This is a genomic window from Streptomyces sp. NPDC048461 (genome assembly GCF_055587105.1).
In genome coordinates this window covers 28,827-45,032 of record NZ_JBVJGW010000008.1, presented here as the reverse complement: position 1 = coordinate 45,032, position 16,206 = coordinate 28,827, and the positions used below count along the sequence as shown (strand labels likewise).

Sequence of the window (16,206 nt, the reverse complement as noted above, 5' to 3'; positions counted from 1 at the left end):
GGGTGGGGGGGGGGCGGGCCGGGGCGGGGGGGGGGGGGGGCGCGCCGCACGGCGCCGCGGGGGTGCGCGGCGGGGGGGTCGGGGGGGCCGCCGGGGGGGGCCCCCCCCCCCCCGCGCCGCCCCCGGCCCCCTGAACCGCCCCGCCCCACCCCCGTGCACGACCCCAGAACGGAATCCCATGCACACCCCCTCGCAGGACCCCCGCCGGTGGATCGTCCTGGCGATCCTCTCCGGCAGTCTCCTGCTCATCTCCATGGACACCACGATCCTCAACGTGGCCTTCCCCTCCCTCGTCGGAGACCTCCAGCCGGGCGCCGTCCAGCAGCTGTGGATCATCGACGTCTACGCGCTCGCCCTGTCCGGCCTGCTCGTCACCGCGGGGGCGCTCGGTGACCGCTGGGGACGCAAGCGGCTCCTGATGGCGGGCTTCGGCATCTTCGCCGTCGCCTCACTGATCGCCGTGTTCTCCACCGAGGCCTGGCACGTGATCGCCGCCCGCGCCCTGCTCGGCGTCGGTGGCGCCGCCATCATGCCGTCCACCCTGTCGATCCTGCGCAGCGTGTTCACCGACGCCAAGGAGCGTGCCTTCGCCCTCGCCGTGTGGGCGGCCGTGTTCGGCGGCGGCATGGCCTTCGGCCCGGTCGTCGGCGGCCTGCTGGTCCAGGACTACGGCTGGCACTCGGCGTTCCTGCTCAACCTCCCCGTCGCCGCGGTCATCGTCGCGGCCGGCCTGCGCTACCTCCCCGAGTCCCGCTCCCCGCGCGCCGCCGGAGCATGGGACTGGTGGGGCGTCGGGCAGTCGATCGTCGGCATGCTCGCCCTCGCGGGCGGCATCAAGCAGCTCGGCAAGAGCGGCGTCGCCGACCCGCTGCCCTGGGCGCTGCTGCTCCTGGCCGCCGTGGCCCTGACCGTCTTCGTCCGCCGCCAGCTGCGCCTGGACAACCCCCTGCTGCAGGTGCGGCTGTTCGCCAAGCCCGCCTTCAGCGTCGCGGCCACCGCCATCTTCCTGCCCATGGTCGGCATGGGCGCGATCCTCTTCCTGGTCACCCAGTGGTTCCAGTACGGCCAGGGCTACACCCCGCTGGAGGCCGGGCTGCGCCTCCTGCCGGCGCCGCTCGCCCTGATCTGCGCCTCGATGGTGGCGCCGAGCCTGATGCAGCGCTTCGCGATCCGCCACGTGCTGGGCGCGGGCCTGGTCGTCCTGGCGGCCGGAATGGCGCTGCCCTGGACCTTCCAGCAGTTCACCGACCTCGGTTACCCGGCCTTCGCCGCCGCCCTCACGATCATGGGCCTGGGCGCGGGCCTCGCCACGACGGTGGCCTCGGTCACGCTGATCTCCGCCGCTCCCGCGGACGAGGTGTCCAGCGCCGCCGCCATCGAGGAGACCTGCTACGAGCTCGGCTCGGCGATGGGCGTCGCCATCCTCGGCTCCACGGCCGCCGCCCTGTACCGCGGCAACCTCCCCGCCCTCGACCTGGACGGCCCCAGCACCGCCGCCGTGCGCGACTCCGTCGGCGAGGCCGCCCACACCGCCGAACGGCTCGGCGGCGCCGTCGGCCAGGCGCTGCTGGACACCGCCTCGCACGCCTACACCCTGGCGATCACCCCCGCGTTCCTGATGGCGGGAGTCCTCGCGGTCGCCGCGGCGGCCACCACCTGGTCCCTCATTCCGCGGGACCTGCAGCCCACCGAGAACCACTGACGGGAGCGGAGCCGAACGCGGGTGCGGCGGGCGCCGGGCCGAGCGTGGTGGTCCCGGGCGCGGCCCGGTGCCCCAGCCCCGTGCGGTAGACGTCCAGCGCCGCCTCCACCCGGCCGGCCCGCCGCAACAGGTCGCCCAGCAGCCGGCACAGGTCGGCGAGGTCCCCGCTCGCACCGCTGCGCTCCAGCAGGGCCAGCGCCCGTACGTAGTGCTCCTCGGCGGCCTCGGTCTCCCCGCGCTCCTCGGCCATCAGGCCGAGGAGGCGGTGTGCTCCGCCCGCGTGGACGGCGCCGTGGCTGTCGCCCAGCTCCAGCAGGGCCGAGAGCAGCCCGGCGGCCTCGTCGTGGCGGCCCCGCCGGCGCAGCACGTCCGCCAGTTCCACCTCCACCTGCGCCGTGTACAGCACGGCGCGACGGGCGGACAGCATGCCCCTGGCCGTGCGCAGCTCCCGCTCGGCCGAGGCGAGGTCCCCGTTCTGCGCCTGGACGTAACCGCGCATCCAGTGGCAGTGCGCCAGGTCCGTCCGCAGCCGCAGCTGCCCGTAGATCTCCTGGGCCTTGGCCAGCGACGCGTCGGCGTCGGCGACCCGCCCCTCGGCCAGGAACGTGCGCGCCACCTGCCGGTGCATGCCCGCCACCAGGGCCGGATCCTCCACCCGCGGGGCCAGGGCGAGGGCGAGCTCGGCGGCGTGCGCGGCGCGGGCGTGGGCGCCCATGTCGATGTACGGCCCGATGACCGCGGCGTACAGCAGGACCAGCGCCTCGGGGTCGCCCAGCCCGCTGGTGCCCAGCTCGTCGATCGCGGACTCCAGCAGGTAGCACGCGTAGCGCAGCTCCCCGGCCAGCAGGTGCGCGACGGCGCGTCCGCGGACCGCGCGGGCCCGGCGGGGGAGCGGCTCCCCGGCCAGCAGCCGCTCGGCCGCCTCGAAGCGGGCCGCCGCCGCGGGCAGTTCGCCCGCCTCCAGGGCGCAGTCCCCGAGCCCGAGCTGGGCCTCCGCCTGCTCGGGCGCCAGGCCCAGCCGTTCGGCCTCGGCGAGCAGGCCGCGGTAGCGCTCGGCGGCCTCCCCGGCCTCGCCGTCGGCGAGGGTCTGCTGCGCGTCGGTCAGTGCGAGCCGCAGCTCGGTGGCCAGGTGGGCGGGCCGCCCGGTGGTGAGTTCCTCGTACGAGGTGCCGAGGCGCCCGGCGAGGAAGCGCAGGGCGGTCTCGGAGGGGCGGACCTTGCCCGACTCCAGGGTGGAGATGTAGGCGGACGTGTACGCGGGGTCCGCCAACTGCTTCTGGGTCAGGCCTCGTTCGGTGCGCATGCGCTGAACCCTGCGTCCGATGCGGTCCGGTTCGTCCACGAAGTCCCCCTGGTTGCTCGAACTCCCCAGTATTCAGCGGGAGCGGGCCATTGCGCACCCTCCGCGCGCCACCTAATTTAAGCAACTGGTTCAGCAGACTTAATCCGCCACTTAACTCTCCTTCCCCGGTGAGGACTTCATGGATCCAGTGAGACGTTCCGTCACGGCCGTCGCCGCCGCCTGCGCAGCCGCCGTGCTCCTCGCCACCGGGCCGGCCGGAGCCGCCGGCGCGGCCGGGCCACCGGACCGGACCCGGGTGGAGGTGGAGGTACCGGGGCCCGAACGGGGCGGCGACGCCGGATCGGGCCACGTCGGCGTTCCGGCCGGCGGCCGGGAGAAGGCCGCGGGCCGGCTCTCCGCCGCCGAGCGGGCCGCCGACGGCGACGTGACCAAGGTGATCGACAACGGGCCCACCGCCGACCGGCTCGACGTCGTCGTCATCGGCGACGGCTACACCGCGTCCGAACTGGCGAAGTTCCACACGGACGCACGGGAGAAGTGGGCCGAGGTGACGGCCGTCGAGCCGTACACCACCTACCGGGCCCTCTTCAACGTGTGGACGGTCGACGCGGTCTCCCGCGAGTCGGGTGTCTCGGGCGACCCGGATCCGGCCACCGTCCGCGACACCGCCCTCGGCTCGTACTTCTGGTGCGAGGAGATCGAGCGACTGCTCTGCATCGACCAGCCCAAGGTCGACGCGTACGTGGCGAAGGCGCCGGCCGCGGACCTCGTCATCGTCCTCGCCAACAGCGCCAAGTACGGCGGAGCGGGCTACAACGAACCCAGCGAGACCCTGGGCTACGAGGGCATATCCACCGCCTCGGCGGACCACGCCAAGTCCGGCCAGGTCGCCATCCACGAGACCGGCCACTCGCTGGGCAAACTCGCCGACGAATACTTCTACCCGGGCGTCCCGGACTACGAGAAGTACACCGGCCCCGAACCGGCCGACTCCAACTCCACCACCCTGACCGCCGACCGGCTGGCCGCGGAGCGCGCCAAGTGGTACCGCTGGCTCGGCGAGGAGTCGCCCGACGGCGGCACGGTCGGCGCGTACGAGGGCGGCGGCTACTTCGCCACCGGGCTCCACCGGCCCACCGACACCTCCCTCATGCGGGTCCTCGGCAAGCCGTTCAACCTGCCCGGAGTCGAAGCGATGATCGGCGGCTTCTACCAGCACGCGCGGATCGTGACCCCGCTCACCCCCACCGACCGCACCCTGCGCCTGCGCCACACGGCGAAGGCGGCCGTGCCCCGGCTGGCCGGCGCGGACGGTCGGCAGCTCGACGTTCGCTGGTACCTCGACGGCAGGGAGATCAAGCGCTTCGCGGGCCGAACCGAGGTCCGCGTCGCGGACCTGTGGCTGTTCGACCTGCGCGCGCACCGGCTGTCGGTCACGGCGCAGGACCCGACCCCCTCGGTCCGCGACCCGAAGGTCGCCCGCACGCTGAAGTCCACCGCACAGTGGACCGTCCGGCTCTGACGGCCCCGCACCCCGTGCGAAAGCCGCTGCCGGGACCCCGAACGGTCCCGGCAGCGGCCTCCACGCGCGGTCGTCAGACGCGGCGCCAGCGCGCCATCGCCCAGGAGAACACGCCGAACAGGACGAGCCCCGCGGCGACCACCACGAGCAGCCACGGACCCGCGGGCGTCTGGGTCAGGGAACGCAGGGTGTCGTCCATGCCCTTCGCCTCCGCCGGGTCGAAGCGCACCGCCGCGTACACGACGAATCCGCCGGCCGCGGCGAAGACGATGCCGCGGGCGATCCCGCCGGCGACGCCGAGGACCTCGACCGCCTTGCGGACGCCCGGGGACACCCCGTCCATCGCGAGGTGCTTGCGGAAGGTGCGCCGCGCCGCCTGGACGGCGATCACGACACCGGCGATGCCGATCGCCAGCCCGACCGCGCCCACCCACCACGGTCCACCCGGCAGCTCCATCGCCTTCGACGTCATGTCCCGCGACTGCTGGTCGCCGGACGAACCGCCGGAACCGGCCGCGAACGACAGCACCGAGAACGCCACGACACCGTAGAAGACGGCGCGGGCGGCCGACGTCAGCCGCTTCGAGGCCTTCTCGCCGTCGGGACCGGCCGCGCCGAACACCGCCTCCGAGAGCCGCCACAGCATCATGCAGACGAGGCCGATCCCGACGGCCCACACCAGGAAACCGCCGAACGGCTTCGCCGCGAGCTCCTGCAGCGCCCCCTGCCGGTCCGCCTCCTGGCCGCCCTCGCCGAACGCGATGCGGACGGCCAGGACGCCGACGAGTACGTAGAGCACTCCGCGCGCCGTGAGTCCGGCCCGGGCTGCGATCTTGCGGCCCGTACCGCCCCGGGACGCGGTCCGGACGCCTTCTCTCGCCACTCCACCCCCCATGGCGCTCAGACCTCGCCGCGCCAGGAGCCGGTTTCGACCCCTCGCGCCTCGATGAAGTGCTTGAAGCGCTTCAGGTCGCCGGATATCTGCCGCTGGACGAAGCCGAGCTTGTCGGCGGCGTTCTCCGCGAGACCGTCCGGGACCCAGTTCATGTGCAGGTCGATCCGGGTGGTGGTGGCGTCCACCGGCTCGAACGTGACCAGACCCGCCTGGCGGGCCTCGCCGTCCACGGTCATCCACGCGATGCGCCGGTCCGGGAGCTGCTCGGTGATCCGGGCGTCGAACTCGCGCTCCACGCCGTTCACGTTCGTCACCCAGTGCGTGAGCGCGTCACCACGCTGCTCGATCCGCTCCACCCCCTCCATGAAGGCGGGGAACTCCTCGAACTGCGTCCACTGGTTGTACGCCGTCCGCAGGGGGACGTTCACCTCGACGTGTTCCTCGACGTGCGACATCGAGAATCCTTCCCTCGTGGTCGGTGCCTCCGCGGACCCTCGACAGAGGGGCCGCCTGGCGGATGCTTCGACCGCGCGGGTACCCGGGCGCGGTAGCTCCATGCGCCCGGGATCGCGGAGACGGACGGCGCCGTCCTACAGGGAGTCCATGCCGCGGTCGTCCATCCGGCTCTCCTGCTCGCTCTGCTCCTGGAGCCGGCGCGCCTTGTCGCGCAGCCGCTGCCGCTCGTGCGCGTCGGTGGACCGCTCGGCGGCCTCGTTCAGCTCCTGCGCCTTGGCCCGCAACTGCCCGGACCGGCCGCGGGACTCGCCTGCATCGCTCATGATCGCTCCTTGGAACCGTGGGGAGAGCGGGCGGAATCAGAGAACCAGCACGACCGTCCGCCCGCATCTCGAACCGTCACCGAGCGTGACGCTCCGGGTCGGGGTCCGCCGCCGGAGAGGTGGTGAGGGTGAACAGGGCGCCGTCCGGGTCACGCAGCGCGACCCATCGCTCCGTGGCGTTCGAGGTGACGTCGGAGACCGTACGGCCGCCCAGCGCCACGGCCGCCTCGACCGCGGGGCGGAGCCGCGGCACGCGGAAGTGGACGTGCCAGCGGGGCCGGGTGTGCGGGGTGTAGGCCGCCGCCTCCACCGGGCCGCTGCCCAGGCGGGCCACCGGCTCGCCGGCCTGCCGCAGGACCACCTGGTCCTCCTCGTACGAGACCTCGCAGCAGCCCGAGCGCCCGGAGGCCCACTCCAGCACCGCGCCGTAGAACATCGCCGCGTCGAAGGCGTTGCGCGTGCGCAGCTCCAGCCACGCCGGTGCCGGGCCCCGGCCCACGCGCCAGTCCGAGGAGACGGCACCCTCCCAGATCCCGAAGACCGCCCCCTCCGGGTCCGCGACGAGGGCCGCCCGGCCGCCGGAGTCGAAGGAGACCGGGCCGACCGCGATGGTGCCGGTGCGCTCGCGGATGCGGTCCACGGCCACGTCGGCGTCGTCGACGGCGAAGTACGGGGTCCACGCCGCCGCCACCCCCAGGTCGGCCGCGAGCGCGCCGATGCCGGCCACCGGAACCCCGTCCAGTTCGGCGACGGAGAAGGCCGTGCCGAGGCGGGCGCGCCGGTAGGTCCAGCCCGCGACCGCGCCGTAGAAGCGCTGCGAGGTGCCGAGGTCGCGGGCCATCAGGCTCACCCAGCACGGAGCCCCGAAGACCTCCTTCGTAGAAATCTTCACCGCTCGCTCCGTCCCTCGTAGCCCCGGACCCATTCTGGTCCTTTTCGGGACGACTTTCGCCGTCAGACGGGGAAGCGTTCGGTCACCACCAGTAAGCGGGATACCTGGGGGCGTTCCGGCGCACGCGGGAGGCGGCGTACCCGGTCAGGACGAGCAGCACGCCGGCGCCGAACACGAGCGGCGCGAACCGTGCGGGAGCCGGGCTCTGCAGCACGATCACCACCGCCGTGGCGCAGGCCGGGGAGTGCGGGGTGCGGGCGAGGGTGTTCAGGGCCAGGGTGACGCCGGCCGCGACGGCGGCCACCCAGGCGCTGCTGCCCGCGGCCGCCAGGGCGGCGTAGCCGACGGCGGTGCCCACGAGGTGGCCCACGACGACGCTGCGCGGCTGAGACAGCGGCAGCGCGGGGGCGCTGTGGACCAGGGCGGCGCTGGCGGCCAGCGGGGGGATCAGCACCGGCTCGTGGATCATCGCGCCGATGCCCACGAGGCCCAGGAGCACGGCCGTGGCGGCGCTCACGCTGTGCAGGGCGGCCGCGGGGGTGGGCCGGGCGGGCGCCCGGCCGACGGGTATCCGCGTCCGGGCGGGGGCGGGCGCCGGCCCGGCGCTGACCGGTTCGGGTGCGGGGGCGGACGGGGGGTGCAGTGCGGTGTTCATGGCGGAGGTCTCAGGGGCGGGCGGCCGACGGCCGGGCAGGGAGGCGGGGGCAGGGCGGGGAGGCGGGGGGCAGGGCGGGGCGGGCACGGGTGGTGGGGCACGGGCGGGCACGGGGGTGGCGCGGGCCGGGGAACGGAGCCGGGCGGAGCGCCGCACGGGTGGTCGGCGGGTGCTCGCGGGCGCGTCCGTTCCTCGTGGGCCGGCGCGGCCGTCCCCGACCCTATCCACCCGGTGTGTCCCGACTTCGTCCGGGGTACGGAGCCTGGTGGTCGAGCCGCTCGGGACCCGGTGGTCGGCCCGCTCGGCAGCGCCCGGCGCTAGGGTCTCGGTGCTCCGGGAGGCCGGGGCGCGAGGTGTGCGGCACAGACGCGGAAGGCAGGCATCCCATGGCAGGTCCCCTCATTCCCGTGATCGACCTCGGACCGTGGCGCTCCGGCGCCCCCGGGGAACGGGCCCGAACGGCGGCCCGCGTGGACGAGGCGCTGCGGGCGGCCGGGTTCCTGCTGGTCACCGGGCACGGGGTGGACCCGTCGCTACCCGTTCGGATCAGGGAGGCGGCCCGCGCGTTCTTCCGGCTGCCGCCCGGGGCGAAGGAGCCGTACGCCGTCACCGTCGGCGACCGGGGCTGGCTGGGCCCCGGAGCCGAGGCCAACAGCCGGGCGGAGGGCGCCCCCTCCCCGCCGGACCTCAAGGAGTCGTGGTCCTGGGCGGCGGAGGAGCCCACCGGCCGGGCCGCCGTGGACGCGGAGTGGTTCCGGCCCAACGCCTGGCCCGCCGAGGTGCCGGAGCTGCGGCCGCTGGTGACGGAGTACCTGGCCCGGATGCGGGCCCTGTCGGACGAGCTGCTGGAACTCCTCGCCGAGGCCCTCGGGCTGGGCCGGGACCACTTCACCCGTCACACCTCGCACCCGACCTGGGGGTTCAGCGTCAACTGGTACCCCGGCACCGAGGTCGTCGGCCCGGCGCTCCCCGGCCAGTTCCGCATCGGGGCGCACACCGACTTCGGCACCGTCACCGTCCTCGACCGCGAGCCCGGAGCCGGCGGGCTCCAGGTCCACACCGACGCCGACGGCTGGCAGGACGCGCCCTACGACCCGGCGGCCCTGACCGTCAACATCGGTGACCTGATGGCCCGCTGGACCGGCGACCGCTGGCGCGCCGGCCGCCACCGGGTCCTCCCGCCGCCGCCCGACGCACCGGCCGAGGAACTGATCTCCCTCGTCTACTTCTACGAGTGCGACGCGCACACCCGGGTGGAATCCCTGCCCGCCCCCGTCGGGCGGATCCGGCACGACCCCGTCGACTCGCACGCGTACCTGCGCGAGAAGCTGCGCGCGATCGACTCCGGTGGGGAACGTACGACGTGAGGGGGAGCCGGTGTCCCACCCGGGTGGGACGGCCCGCTCCTCCTGCGAGCTGACGATCCGGCACCCGCCGCTCCGTAGCGTCGTACCCATGAACCGACGCCGCACGGCTTCCGCCGCAGCCCTGCTCGCCCTGCTCCTCCCGCTGCCGCTCGCGGGCGGGGCCGCCGCCGCCTCCGACGCCCCCCTCACGGCCTCCGACGCCCCGGCCGCGGCCGAGACCCGCCGGGCCTTACCCGAACTTCCCCGCCCCACCGGCCGCTTCGCCGTGGGGCAGGACACGCTCCACCTCGTCGACCGCGGCCGCACCGACCCCTGGGCGAAGGCCGGGCCCCGGGAACTGATGGTGACCATGCGCTATCCGGCGCACCGCGGTACCGGCGGCCCGGTGCGCTACCTCACCAGTGCCGAGGCCCGCCTGCTGCTCGTCTCCCGCGGTCTGGACGGGGTGATCCCCGTCGATACCCTGGCCGGCACCACGGCGCACTCCCGGTCCGGCGCGCGGCCCGTCGCCGGTCGCCATCCGCTCATCGTCCTGTCTCCCGGGTTCACCGTCCCGCGCGCCACCCTCACCTCCCTCGCCGAGGACCTGGCCTCCCGCGGCTACGTCGTCGCCGCCGTGGACCACGCGTACGAGAGCGCGGGCACCGCCTTCCCCGGCGGCCGGGTGCTGGAGTGCCTGGCGTGCGAGACGACCGGCGGCGGCGCGGGCTACCGGGCGGTCACCGACAACCGCGCCCGCGACGTGTCCTTCCTCCTGGACCGCCTCACCGGACGCAACCCGGCCTGGCGCCACGCGGGCCTCATCGACACCGGCCGGATCGCCATGGCGGGCCACTCCATCGGCGGCGCCTCGGCCGCCGCCACGATGGCCGTCGACCCCCGCGTGCGCGCCGGCGTCGACATGGACGGCTCGCTGATGACCCCCGTTCCCGAGGACGGACTCGGAGGCCGCCCCTTCCTGCTGCTCGGGGCCGCCGACACGGTGCCCGGCGGGGACGCGAGCTGGGACCGGGACTGGTCCCGGCTCAACGGCTGGAAGCGCTGGATCACCTTCGCGGACTCGGGCCACTTCACCTTCACCGACTTCCCGGCCATCGGCGACCAGCTGGGCCTGCCGGACCCGGGGGCCCCGCTCCCGGGCGTCCGCTCCGTCGAGCTGACCCGCCGCTACGTCGGCGCCTTCTTCGACCGGCACCTGCTCGGCCGTCCGCAGCCGATCCTCGACGGACCGGTCGCGGACGCCCCCGAGGTCCGCTTCCACACCCCCTGAGCGGGAGCTCAGACCACCGTCACCGGGTGGCGCACGACCGCGTCGAACAGGTAGCCCTGCGTGTTGTGGGCCGCCGTCGCGGGCTGCGTCCGCCCGGTGGCGTCCGTGGCCCGCGCCAGCAGCGCGGCCGGACCCGTGGCCCGCGGGGTCCACGGCAGAGACCAGCGCACCCACCCGCCCCGGCGCGGGGCGTCGTGCAGCCTGGCCCGCTGCCAGCGCGCGCCCCCGTCGGTGCTCACCTCCACCCGGTGCACCGGCGCCGCACCCGACCAGGAACGGCCGGTCAGCAGGCGCGTACGGTGCACGGGGAGGGTCGCGCCCGCCTCCAGCTCGAAGGCGCTCTTGAGCGTCTGCCGGGTCAGCGGCGCACTGCCCTGCGGGGGCTGATCGGGCCCGAACAACCGGTACAGGTCCGTGTTCCACGGGGTGTACAGCGGCTCGGCGCTCACCTCGATGTCGCCGACCCATTTGATCGAGGAGATCCCGATCCAGCTCGGAACGATCACCCGGACCGGTCCGCCGTGGTCGGGCGGCAGCGGCTCGCCGTTCATCTCGTACGCCAGGATCACGTCGTCCAGGGCCTTCGACACCGGCAGCGGACGCCGCACCCGCCCCAGGTTCACCCCGTTCGTGACCACCTCGTCGTCCAGCCCGCGCGGCAGCACGTCGACGGCCGCGCGGGTCACGCCCGCCCGCCGCAGCACGTCCGAGAGCCGGGCGCCGCGCCAGCGGGCCACGCCGATCGCGCCGAGGGTCCACGCCGTGCCCGTCACCTGCTGGCCCTGCTGGGTGGTGTAGAAGCTCCGGCCGTTGCCCGCGCACTCCACGAACAGCGTCCGCTCGACCGCCGGCAGGGACCGCAGCCGGTCGTACGAGAACTCCACCGGGCCGCCGGCCAGCGCGTCGCCCCACACGTTCAGCCGCCAGCCGGACGCCTCGATCCGCGGGGTCGAGGTGTGGTTCCGTACGAAGAACCGGTCGACGGGAGTCAGCGGGCCGGTGCCCCGCAGGGCGGCGAAGTTCGTCTCCGCATTGGTGCCCCGGACGGTGAACAGCTCGGGCGGCAGTGGCTTGACGATGCCCGGCGCGGCGGCTGCGGCGACGGCGCCGGAGCCGGCCGCGGCACCGGGGACCGCGGCGGCCCCCTCCGCGGCGGCTTCGGCGCTGCCCGCCGCGCCCAAACCCAGCGAGCCCGCGGCGGCCCCCGCCGCGAACAGCCTGAGCAGGTCGCGGCGGTCCACCCCGGCGGAGCGGGCGCGGCCGCGCGCCCACTGCCGCAGTCGGGCACGGTCGTACTGGCTCTCGTCCGACAGGTCGAGGGGCATGGCGGGACACTCCTTGGTCGCGATTCCCGACGGACCGTAGAAGCCCACCCCCACCTGCGGGAACCTTCTCGCCGTGATGGCCACGAACCTGCAACACGGCCGCAATGCCGGACCCGATTACCGCTGCGCAGCGGCGTTCGGCAGGATGGGCCGCATGACCGAGATCCTGACCCCCCGCCTCATCCTCCGCCGCTGGCACGACGACGACCTCGTCCCCCTTTCCGAGATCAACGGGGACGCGGAGGTGATGCGGTGGATCGGCGACGGCTCGGTCCGCGATCTGGACGAGACCGCCGACGACCTGGAGCGCATGGAGGACGAGTGGGACGAGGAGGGCTTCGGGCTGTTCGCCGTGGAACTGCTCGGTTCCGGCGAGCTGATCGGCGTCGTCGGCCTCTCGGTGCCGGAGTACCTGCCCGAGGTCATGCCCGCCGTCGAGATCACCTGGCGCCTCGGCCGCCAGTACTGGGGCCAGGGCTACGCCTCCGAGGCCGCCCACGCCACCCTGGAGTTCGCCCTCCAGGACCGCGGCCTGGACCGGGTCGTGGCGATCAACCGGGCCGGCAACGACGAGTCCGAGAACGTCATCCGCAAGCTCGGGATGGTGGCCGAGCGCGACACCACCCACCCGGCGTACGGCCACCTGCTGCAGGTCCACGGGATCGACCTCACCGAGTACGAGGCCTGAGCCCGCGCGCGGGCCGCCGCCGGCCTGCCCGCCCCGCAGGGCGGCCGGCCGCACACATCGGCCGCACACATCGGCCGCACACATCGGCCGCACACATCGGCCGCGCGCATCGGCCGCACACACCGGCCGCGCGCATCGGCCGATCGGACGACCCCGGGGTCGTCCGGTCCGCCCCCGGGCTCCGGCCGCCGGGCGGACCGGGCGGGGCCCGCCGCGGGACCACCATGGACCGGGGGAGAGGAAGGGCGCAGGCGGCCCCTCCCGCCCCGGAGCCGAGAGGAACACCATGAACCCGCACGACCGACCGCTGCTCGACGCCGCCCGGCGCGGCGACCCCGACGCGGTCGCCGCGGCGCTCGCCGGGGGCGCCGACGTCGAGGCCCGCGACGACGAGCTGCGCACCCCCCTGCTGCTCGCCGCGCTCGGTGACCACACGGACGCGGCCGCCCTGCTCCTCGCGGCCGGGGCCGACCCCGACGCCCCGGACTCCCGCGCCGACAGCCCGTGGCTGGTCACCGGGGTCACCGGCAGCGTCCGCATGATGCGCCTGCTGCTGCCCGCCGGCCCCGACCTGAAGCAGCCCAACCGGTTCGGCGGGATCTCCCTCATCCCGGCCGCCGAACGCGGGCACACCGCGTACGTGCGCGCCGTGCTGGAGGAGACCGCCATCGACGTCGACCACGTCAACCGGCTCGGCTGGACCGCCCTGCTGGAGGCCGTGATCCTCGGCGACGGCGGCCCGCGCCACGAGGAGATCGTCGCCCTGCTGCTCGCGGCGGGCGCCGACCCCGCCCTGGCCGACCACGACGGGACCACCCCGTACGAGCACGCCGTGCGCCGCGGGTTCGACGGCATGGCATGCCTGGTGCGGGCCGCGGAGGAGGAGCGGGGGACCGGCCGGTGAACCCCCGCGCAGGAGGCTCCCGTACGGCGCTCGCGGCCCTCGCCGCCGCCCTGCTGCTCGGTGCCTGCGCCGCACCGGGGGAGGCCGCCCCCGGCCCCGCCGACCCGGCGCCGTCCGCGTCCGTCCCGCTGCCCGCCGCCGCGGCGACGCCCCCGGGCACGCTCCTGACCGCCGACTTCGGCGGCGACACGGTCACCTTCGTGGACCCGGTGCGCGGCGCCGTGGCCTCCGTACCCGTCGGCAGGGCCCCGTACGGGCTGGCCGGCGGCGCCGGCGGCCGCGCCTGGGTGGCCACGGCCGAGGGCGTGGCCGTCGTCGACACCCGCACCCGCGAGCGGTCGGCCCGCATCCCCCACCGCACGGACACCGGCCCGGCCGCCGACGGCGAGTACCGCGGCGGGGGCATGGGCATCGCGCTCTCGCCCGACGGCACGCGCGCCTACGTCGGGGTCAACGTGCCCGGCACCACGGGCGTGCTGGAGGTGATCGACACGGCGACGCGCCAGGTCACCGCCGTGGTCCCGGTGGGGCGGCGCCCCTTCGACGTGGACGTGTCGGCCGACGGCGCCGAGGTGTACGTGACCGGCCACGACTCCTTCGACGTGACCGTCGTCCCGGCCGGCTCGCTGCGTCCGCGCCGGATCGAGGTCGCCCCGTACGGCACCGAGGGCGGACTCGGCTCCTGGCTCAAGCCCCACTACGCGGCCGTCCGCCCCTCGGACGGGAAGCTGCTGCTCCCCTTCGAGGGGGAGCGGCTCGCGGTGGTCGACCCGCGCACCGGGCGCACCACCGTCGAGCCGATGACCGCCGACACCCACCAGCACGGCGCCACCGCGGCGGCGGACGGCCGGCTCCTGGTGGTGGGCACCGGGGCGGTGGAGCCCGGCGACGGTGAGGGCCCGTCCCTGACGGTGCGCGCGCCGGACGGAACGGAGCGGGTGTTCCCGCTGGACGGCCCGCACGAGGACGTGGCCCTCTCCCGGGACGGCCGCACCGCCTACGTCACCGGCGGGTTCACCCGCGACGGGTACTGGAACGGCATCACGGTCGTCGACCTGGACACGGGCACCACCCGCCGCCTGGCCGCGGGTGACCGGCCGCTGGGCGTCGCCGTGCTGTGAGCGGGCCCGGGTGCATTCCCCGGAGGGCCGGCGGGTCAGCCGGTGCGTTCCGTGTGCGGACGCGGCTGCGGCGCCGGGCCCGCGAACGGCGGGAGGGACTTGAAGCCTTCGTCCAGGGTGACCGTCGGGACGATCCGGGCCAGCGCCTCCCGCACCCGGGTGAGCGGATGGTCGGGGAACTCGCCGTCCCACTCCTCCAGGTCGGCCACGTGGTACGGCAGCCGGCCCGCGATGTCCGGCGCGTAGGGATGCGGAGCGAAGTACCGCTCGGGGCCGACCCGGCCGAGGACCACGGCCTCGCGCAGCCCGGTCATCGGGCCCTCGGCGGCCTGCGCCTTCACCACCGTGCTGCAGCCCGCCCGCGGCACCGTCCAGGAGCCGATGAAGGCCTGCCCGTGCCCGTCCGACCGCGGAACCTTGACCAGCTGCCGTACGGCGGGGACGGTGTCCACCGTGGCGAACGCGGCCTCGATCAGGCCGGCCCCGGCCTGCGCGACGGACCGCGCGAGGCCCTCGCGGAGCCGGTCGGGCCGGTCGAGCGGCGCCGGGAGGTCCGGTACGAGACCGAAGAAGTGGACCGACAGGACGAGTCCCTGCCCGTCGGTCCACACGCCCGCCTCCCGCTCGGTGAAGCCGGTGAGGTCCATGCCGGTGATCGCAGTCATGGGGCCCATGATGCCGACCCGGCCGGGGCGTGCCGTCAGGAGGGGCCGGTTCCCGGGGCCTGGGCCCCGCCGCCCGCCCTGACCGCGGCGAGGGCGGCCGCGTGCAGGCCCGCCGGGTCACCGTGGTGGGGGAGGGGGCTGCCGGTCAGCGTGTACCACTCGTCGGCGTCGGTGTACTGGATGTCGAACCGGACCAGGCCCCCGTCCTGTTCCGTCGTGCGCAGGGTGAGCGGCCCGGTGATGACGCCCACCTCGTCCGTCATCGCGCCGCCGGGACCGGCCTTCGCCTCGTCCTGCCACCGGTGGGGCTCGGGCGTCGCGCCGCTCATGAGGCGCAGCTGTCCAGCATCGTGGTGAGCATCTTCTTCTCCGGTTCGGTGACGGTCAGTTCGTAGGCGGACTTCACGGTGGTCCAGGCCCGGCCGTACTGGCACCAGCTCGACTTGTCCGGCGGCTGCCACAGGTCCGGGCTCTGGTCGCCCTTCGACCGGTTGGAGGCCGCCGTCACCGCCAGCAGCTGGGGGTGGGTCAGATCGTTGGCGAAGGCCTTGCGCCGGGCGGCGTCCCAGCCGGCGGCGCCCGAGCGCCACCCCTCGGCCAGCGGCACCATGTGGTCGATGTCCATCTTCCCGGCGTCGGTGACGACCACCGCGTCGTACAGGCTCTTCCACGTGCCGGACACGGCCTTGCACTCGCCGTCCTGCTTGACGTCGGCGCCGTCGCGCTTGAGGACCGTCTCGCGGGTGTCGCACTTGTTCCCCTGCTGGGCCCAGTGCGTGAACTTGTCCCGGCTGTACCCCGCCATCGTGCCCACCGGCGCGACCTTGAGCGCGGCCAGTTGCGTACGGGCCACGGCCACGGTGACCAGGCCCGGCAGGACGTCGCCGGCCGCCGGTTCGCCGCCGCCACCGCCTTGGCCTGGTTCCGACGGTTTGCCCCCGCCCGCCGGCGGGGACGCCGACGTCGCCTCCCCGGAGGGCGGCTTCCCGTCGGGGCCCGTCCCCACCGGACCGGAACACCCCGCCGCGGCCAGCAGCAGCCCCGCGGCCAGCACCGCACCCGGCACGCGCATCTGACGAACCATGACCCCACCCCAAACCCGACTCCGCGTCAATGTC

The 16,206-nt window shown here is 75.1% G+C and carries 17 protein-coding genes; 7 read left to right on the top strand and 10 right to left on the bottom strand.

Features of this window, described 5'->3' with window-relative positions:
- The first annotated feature begins 178 nt into the window (after positions 1-178).
- Positions 179-1,702, top strand: coding sequence for an MFS transporter (locus tag ACZ6S8_RS16005; RefSeq protein WP_469456095.1), 1,524 nt, complete (start codon positions 179-181; stop codon positions 1,700-1,702).
- On the opposite strand, the gene ACZ6S8_RS16000 is transcribed toward ACZ6S8_RS16005, so the two are convergent.
- Entirely contained in the window at positions 1,665-3,044 is a 1,380-nt protein-coding gene (locus ACZ6S8_RS16000; protein WP_469456093.1) for a tetratricopeptide repeat protein, read from the bottom strand. The genes ACZ6S8_RS16005 and ACZ6S8_RS16000 overlap by 38 nt on opposite strands.
- A 139-nt stretch (positions 3,045-3,183) precedes the next feature.
- Between ACZ6S8_RS16000 and ACZ6S8_RS15995 the strand changes: the two genes are divergently transcribed.
- Positions 3,184-4,527 (top strand): M64 family metallopeptidase, encoded by a 1,344-nt coding sequence (locus tag ACZ6S8_RS15995; protein ID WP_469456091.1) that lies wholly within the window; start codon positions 3,184-3,186, stop codon positions 4,525-4,527.
- A 73-nt stretch (positions 4,528-4,600) separates the two neighbouring features.
- On the opposite strand, the gene ACZ6S8_RS15990 is transcribed toward ACZ6S8_RS15995, so the two are convergent.
- The 5 genes from ACZ6S8_RS15990 to ACZ6S8_RS15970 form a co-directional block, all read right to left on the bottom strand.
- On the bottom strand, positions 4,601-5,422 hold the full coding sequence (locus tag ACZ6S8_RS15990) for a DUF1206 domain-containing protein (RefSeq protein WP_469456089.1): 822 nt from the start codon (positions 5,420-5,422) through the stop codon (positions 4,601-4,603).
- Between the two features lie 5 nt (positions 5,423-5,427).
- Positions 5,428-5,877 (bottom strand): SRPBCC family protein, encoded by a 450-nt coding sequence (locus tag ACZ6S8_RS15985; protein ID WP_469456087.1) that lies wholly within the window; start codon positions 5,875-5,877, stop codon positions 5,428-5,430.
- A 135-nt stretch (positions 5,878-6,012) separates the two neighbouring features.
- Positions 6,013-6,201, bottom strand: coding sequence for a DUF6381 family protein (locus ACZ6S8_RS15980; protein WP_469456085.1), 189 nt, complete (start codon positions 6,199-6,201; stop codon positions 6,013-6,015).
- Between the two features lie 76 nt (positions 6,202-6,277).
- Positions 6,278-7,042: a VOC family protein gene (locus tag ACZ6S8_RS15975; protein WP_469456509.1), complete on the bottom strand. Its 765-nt coding sequence runs from the start codon at positions 7,040-7,042 to the stop codon at positions 6,278-6,280.
- Between the two features lie 133 nt (positions 7,043-7,175).
- Positions 7,176-7,748, bottom strand: a complete 573-nt coding sequence (locus tag ACZ6S8_RS15970; RefSeq protein ID WP_469456083.1) for an HPP family protein — start codon at positions 7,746-7,748, stop codon at positions 7,176-7,178.
- A 386-nt stretch (positions 7,749-8,134) separates the two neighbouring features.
- Between ACZ6S8_RS15970 and ACZ6S8_RS15965 the strand changes: the two genes are divergently transcribed.
- Both ACZ6S8_RS15965 and ACZ6S8_RS15960 read left to right on the top strand, forming a co-directional pair.
- Complete coding sequence (locus ACZ6S8_RS15965) at positions 8,135-9,115, top strand: isopenicillin N synthase family dioxygenase (protein ID WP_469456081.1); 981 nt, start codon at positions 8,135-8,137, stop codon at positions 9,113-9,115.
- An 88-nt stretch (positions 9,116-9,203) separates the two neighbouring features.
- Positions 9,204-10,385, top strand: a complete 1,182-nt coding sequence (locus tag ACZ6S8_RS15960; protein WP_469456079.1) for an alpha/beta hydrolase family protein — start codon at positions 9,204-9,206, stop codon at positions 10,383-10,385.
- Positions 10,386-10,393: 8 nt separating this feature from the next.
- On the opposite strand, the gene ACZ6S8_RS15955 is transcribed toward ACZ6S8_RS15960, so the two are convergent.
- Positions 10,394-11,710, bottom strand: coding sequence for a sulfite oxidase (locus ACZ6S8_RS15955; protein WP_469456077.1), 1,317 nt, complete (start codon positions 11,708-11,710; stop codon positions 10,394-10,396).
- A gap of 154 nt (positions 11,711-11,864) precedes the next feature.
- On the opposite strand from ACZ6S8_RS15955, the gene ACZ6S8_RS15950 reads away from it, so the two are divergent.
- The 3 genes from ACZ6S8_RS15950 to ACZ6S8_RS15940 all read left to right on the top strand — a co-directional run bounded on the left by ACZ6S8_RS15950 (position 11,865) and on the right by ACZ6S8_RS15940 (position 14,423).
- Positions 11,865-12,398, top strand: coding sequence for a GNAT family N-acetyltransferase (locus ACZ6S8_RS15950; RefSeq protein WP_469456075.1), 534 nt, complete (start codon positions 11,865-11,867; stop codon positions 12,396-12,398).
- 286 nt (positions 12,399-12,684) lie between these two features.
- Positions 12,685-13,302 carry an ankyrin repeat domain-containing protein gene (locus ACZ6S8_RS15945; RefSeq protein WP_469456073.1) on the top strand — a complete coding sequence of 206 codons (618 nt, stop codon included), beginning with the start codon at positions 12,685-12,687 and terminating at the stop codon, positions 13,300-13,302.
- On the top strand, positions 13,257-14,423 hold the full coding sequence (locus ACZ6S8_RS15940; RefSeq protein ID WP_469456072.1) for a YncE family protein: 1,167 nt from the start codon (positions 13,257-13,259) through the stop codon (positions 14,421-14,423). Before ACZ6S8_RS15945 ends, ACZ6S8_RS15940 begins: the two co-directional genes overlap by 46 nt.
- A gap of 35 nt (positions 14,424-14,458) precedes the next feature.
- On the opposite strand, the gene ACZ6S8_RS15935 is transcribed toward ACZ6S8_RS15940, so the two are convergent.
- From ACZ6S8_RS15935 to ACZ6S8_RS15925, 3 genes are read right to left on the bottom strand one after another with little or no spacing between them, the layout of a single operon-like run.
- Positions 14,459-15,088, bottom strand: coding sequence for a hypothetical protein (locus ACZ6S8_RS15935; RefSeq protein ID WP_469456070.1), 630 nt, complete (start codon positions 15,086-15,088; stop codon positions 14,459-14,461).
- Between the two features lie 35 nt (positions 15,089-15,123).
- Positions 15,124-15,417, bottom strand: a complete 294-nt coding sequence (locus tag ACZ6S8_RS15930; protein ID WP_469456068.1) for a hypothetical protein — start codon at positions 15,415-15,417, stop codon at positions 15,124-15,126.
- Positions 15,414-16,172: a GmrSD restriction endonuclease domain-containing protein gene (locus ACZ6S8_RS15925; protein WP_469456066.1), complete on the bottom strand. Its 759-nt coding sequence runs from the start codon at positions 16,170-16,172 to the stop codon at positions 15,414-15,416. The genes ACZ6S8_RS15930 and ACZ6S8_RS15925 overlap by 4 nt, the downstream gene beginning before the upstream one ends.
- Positions 16,173-16,206: the final 34 nt, after the last annotated feature.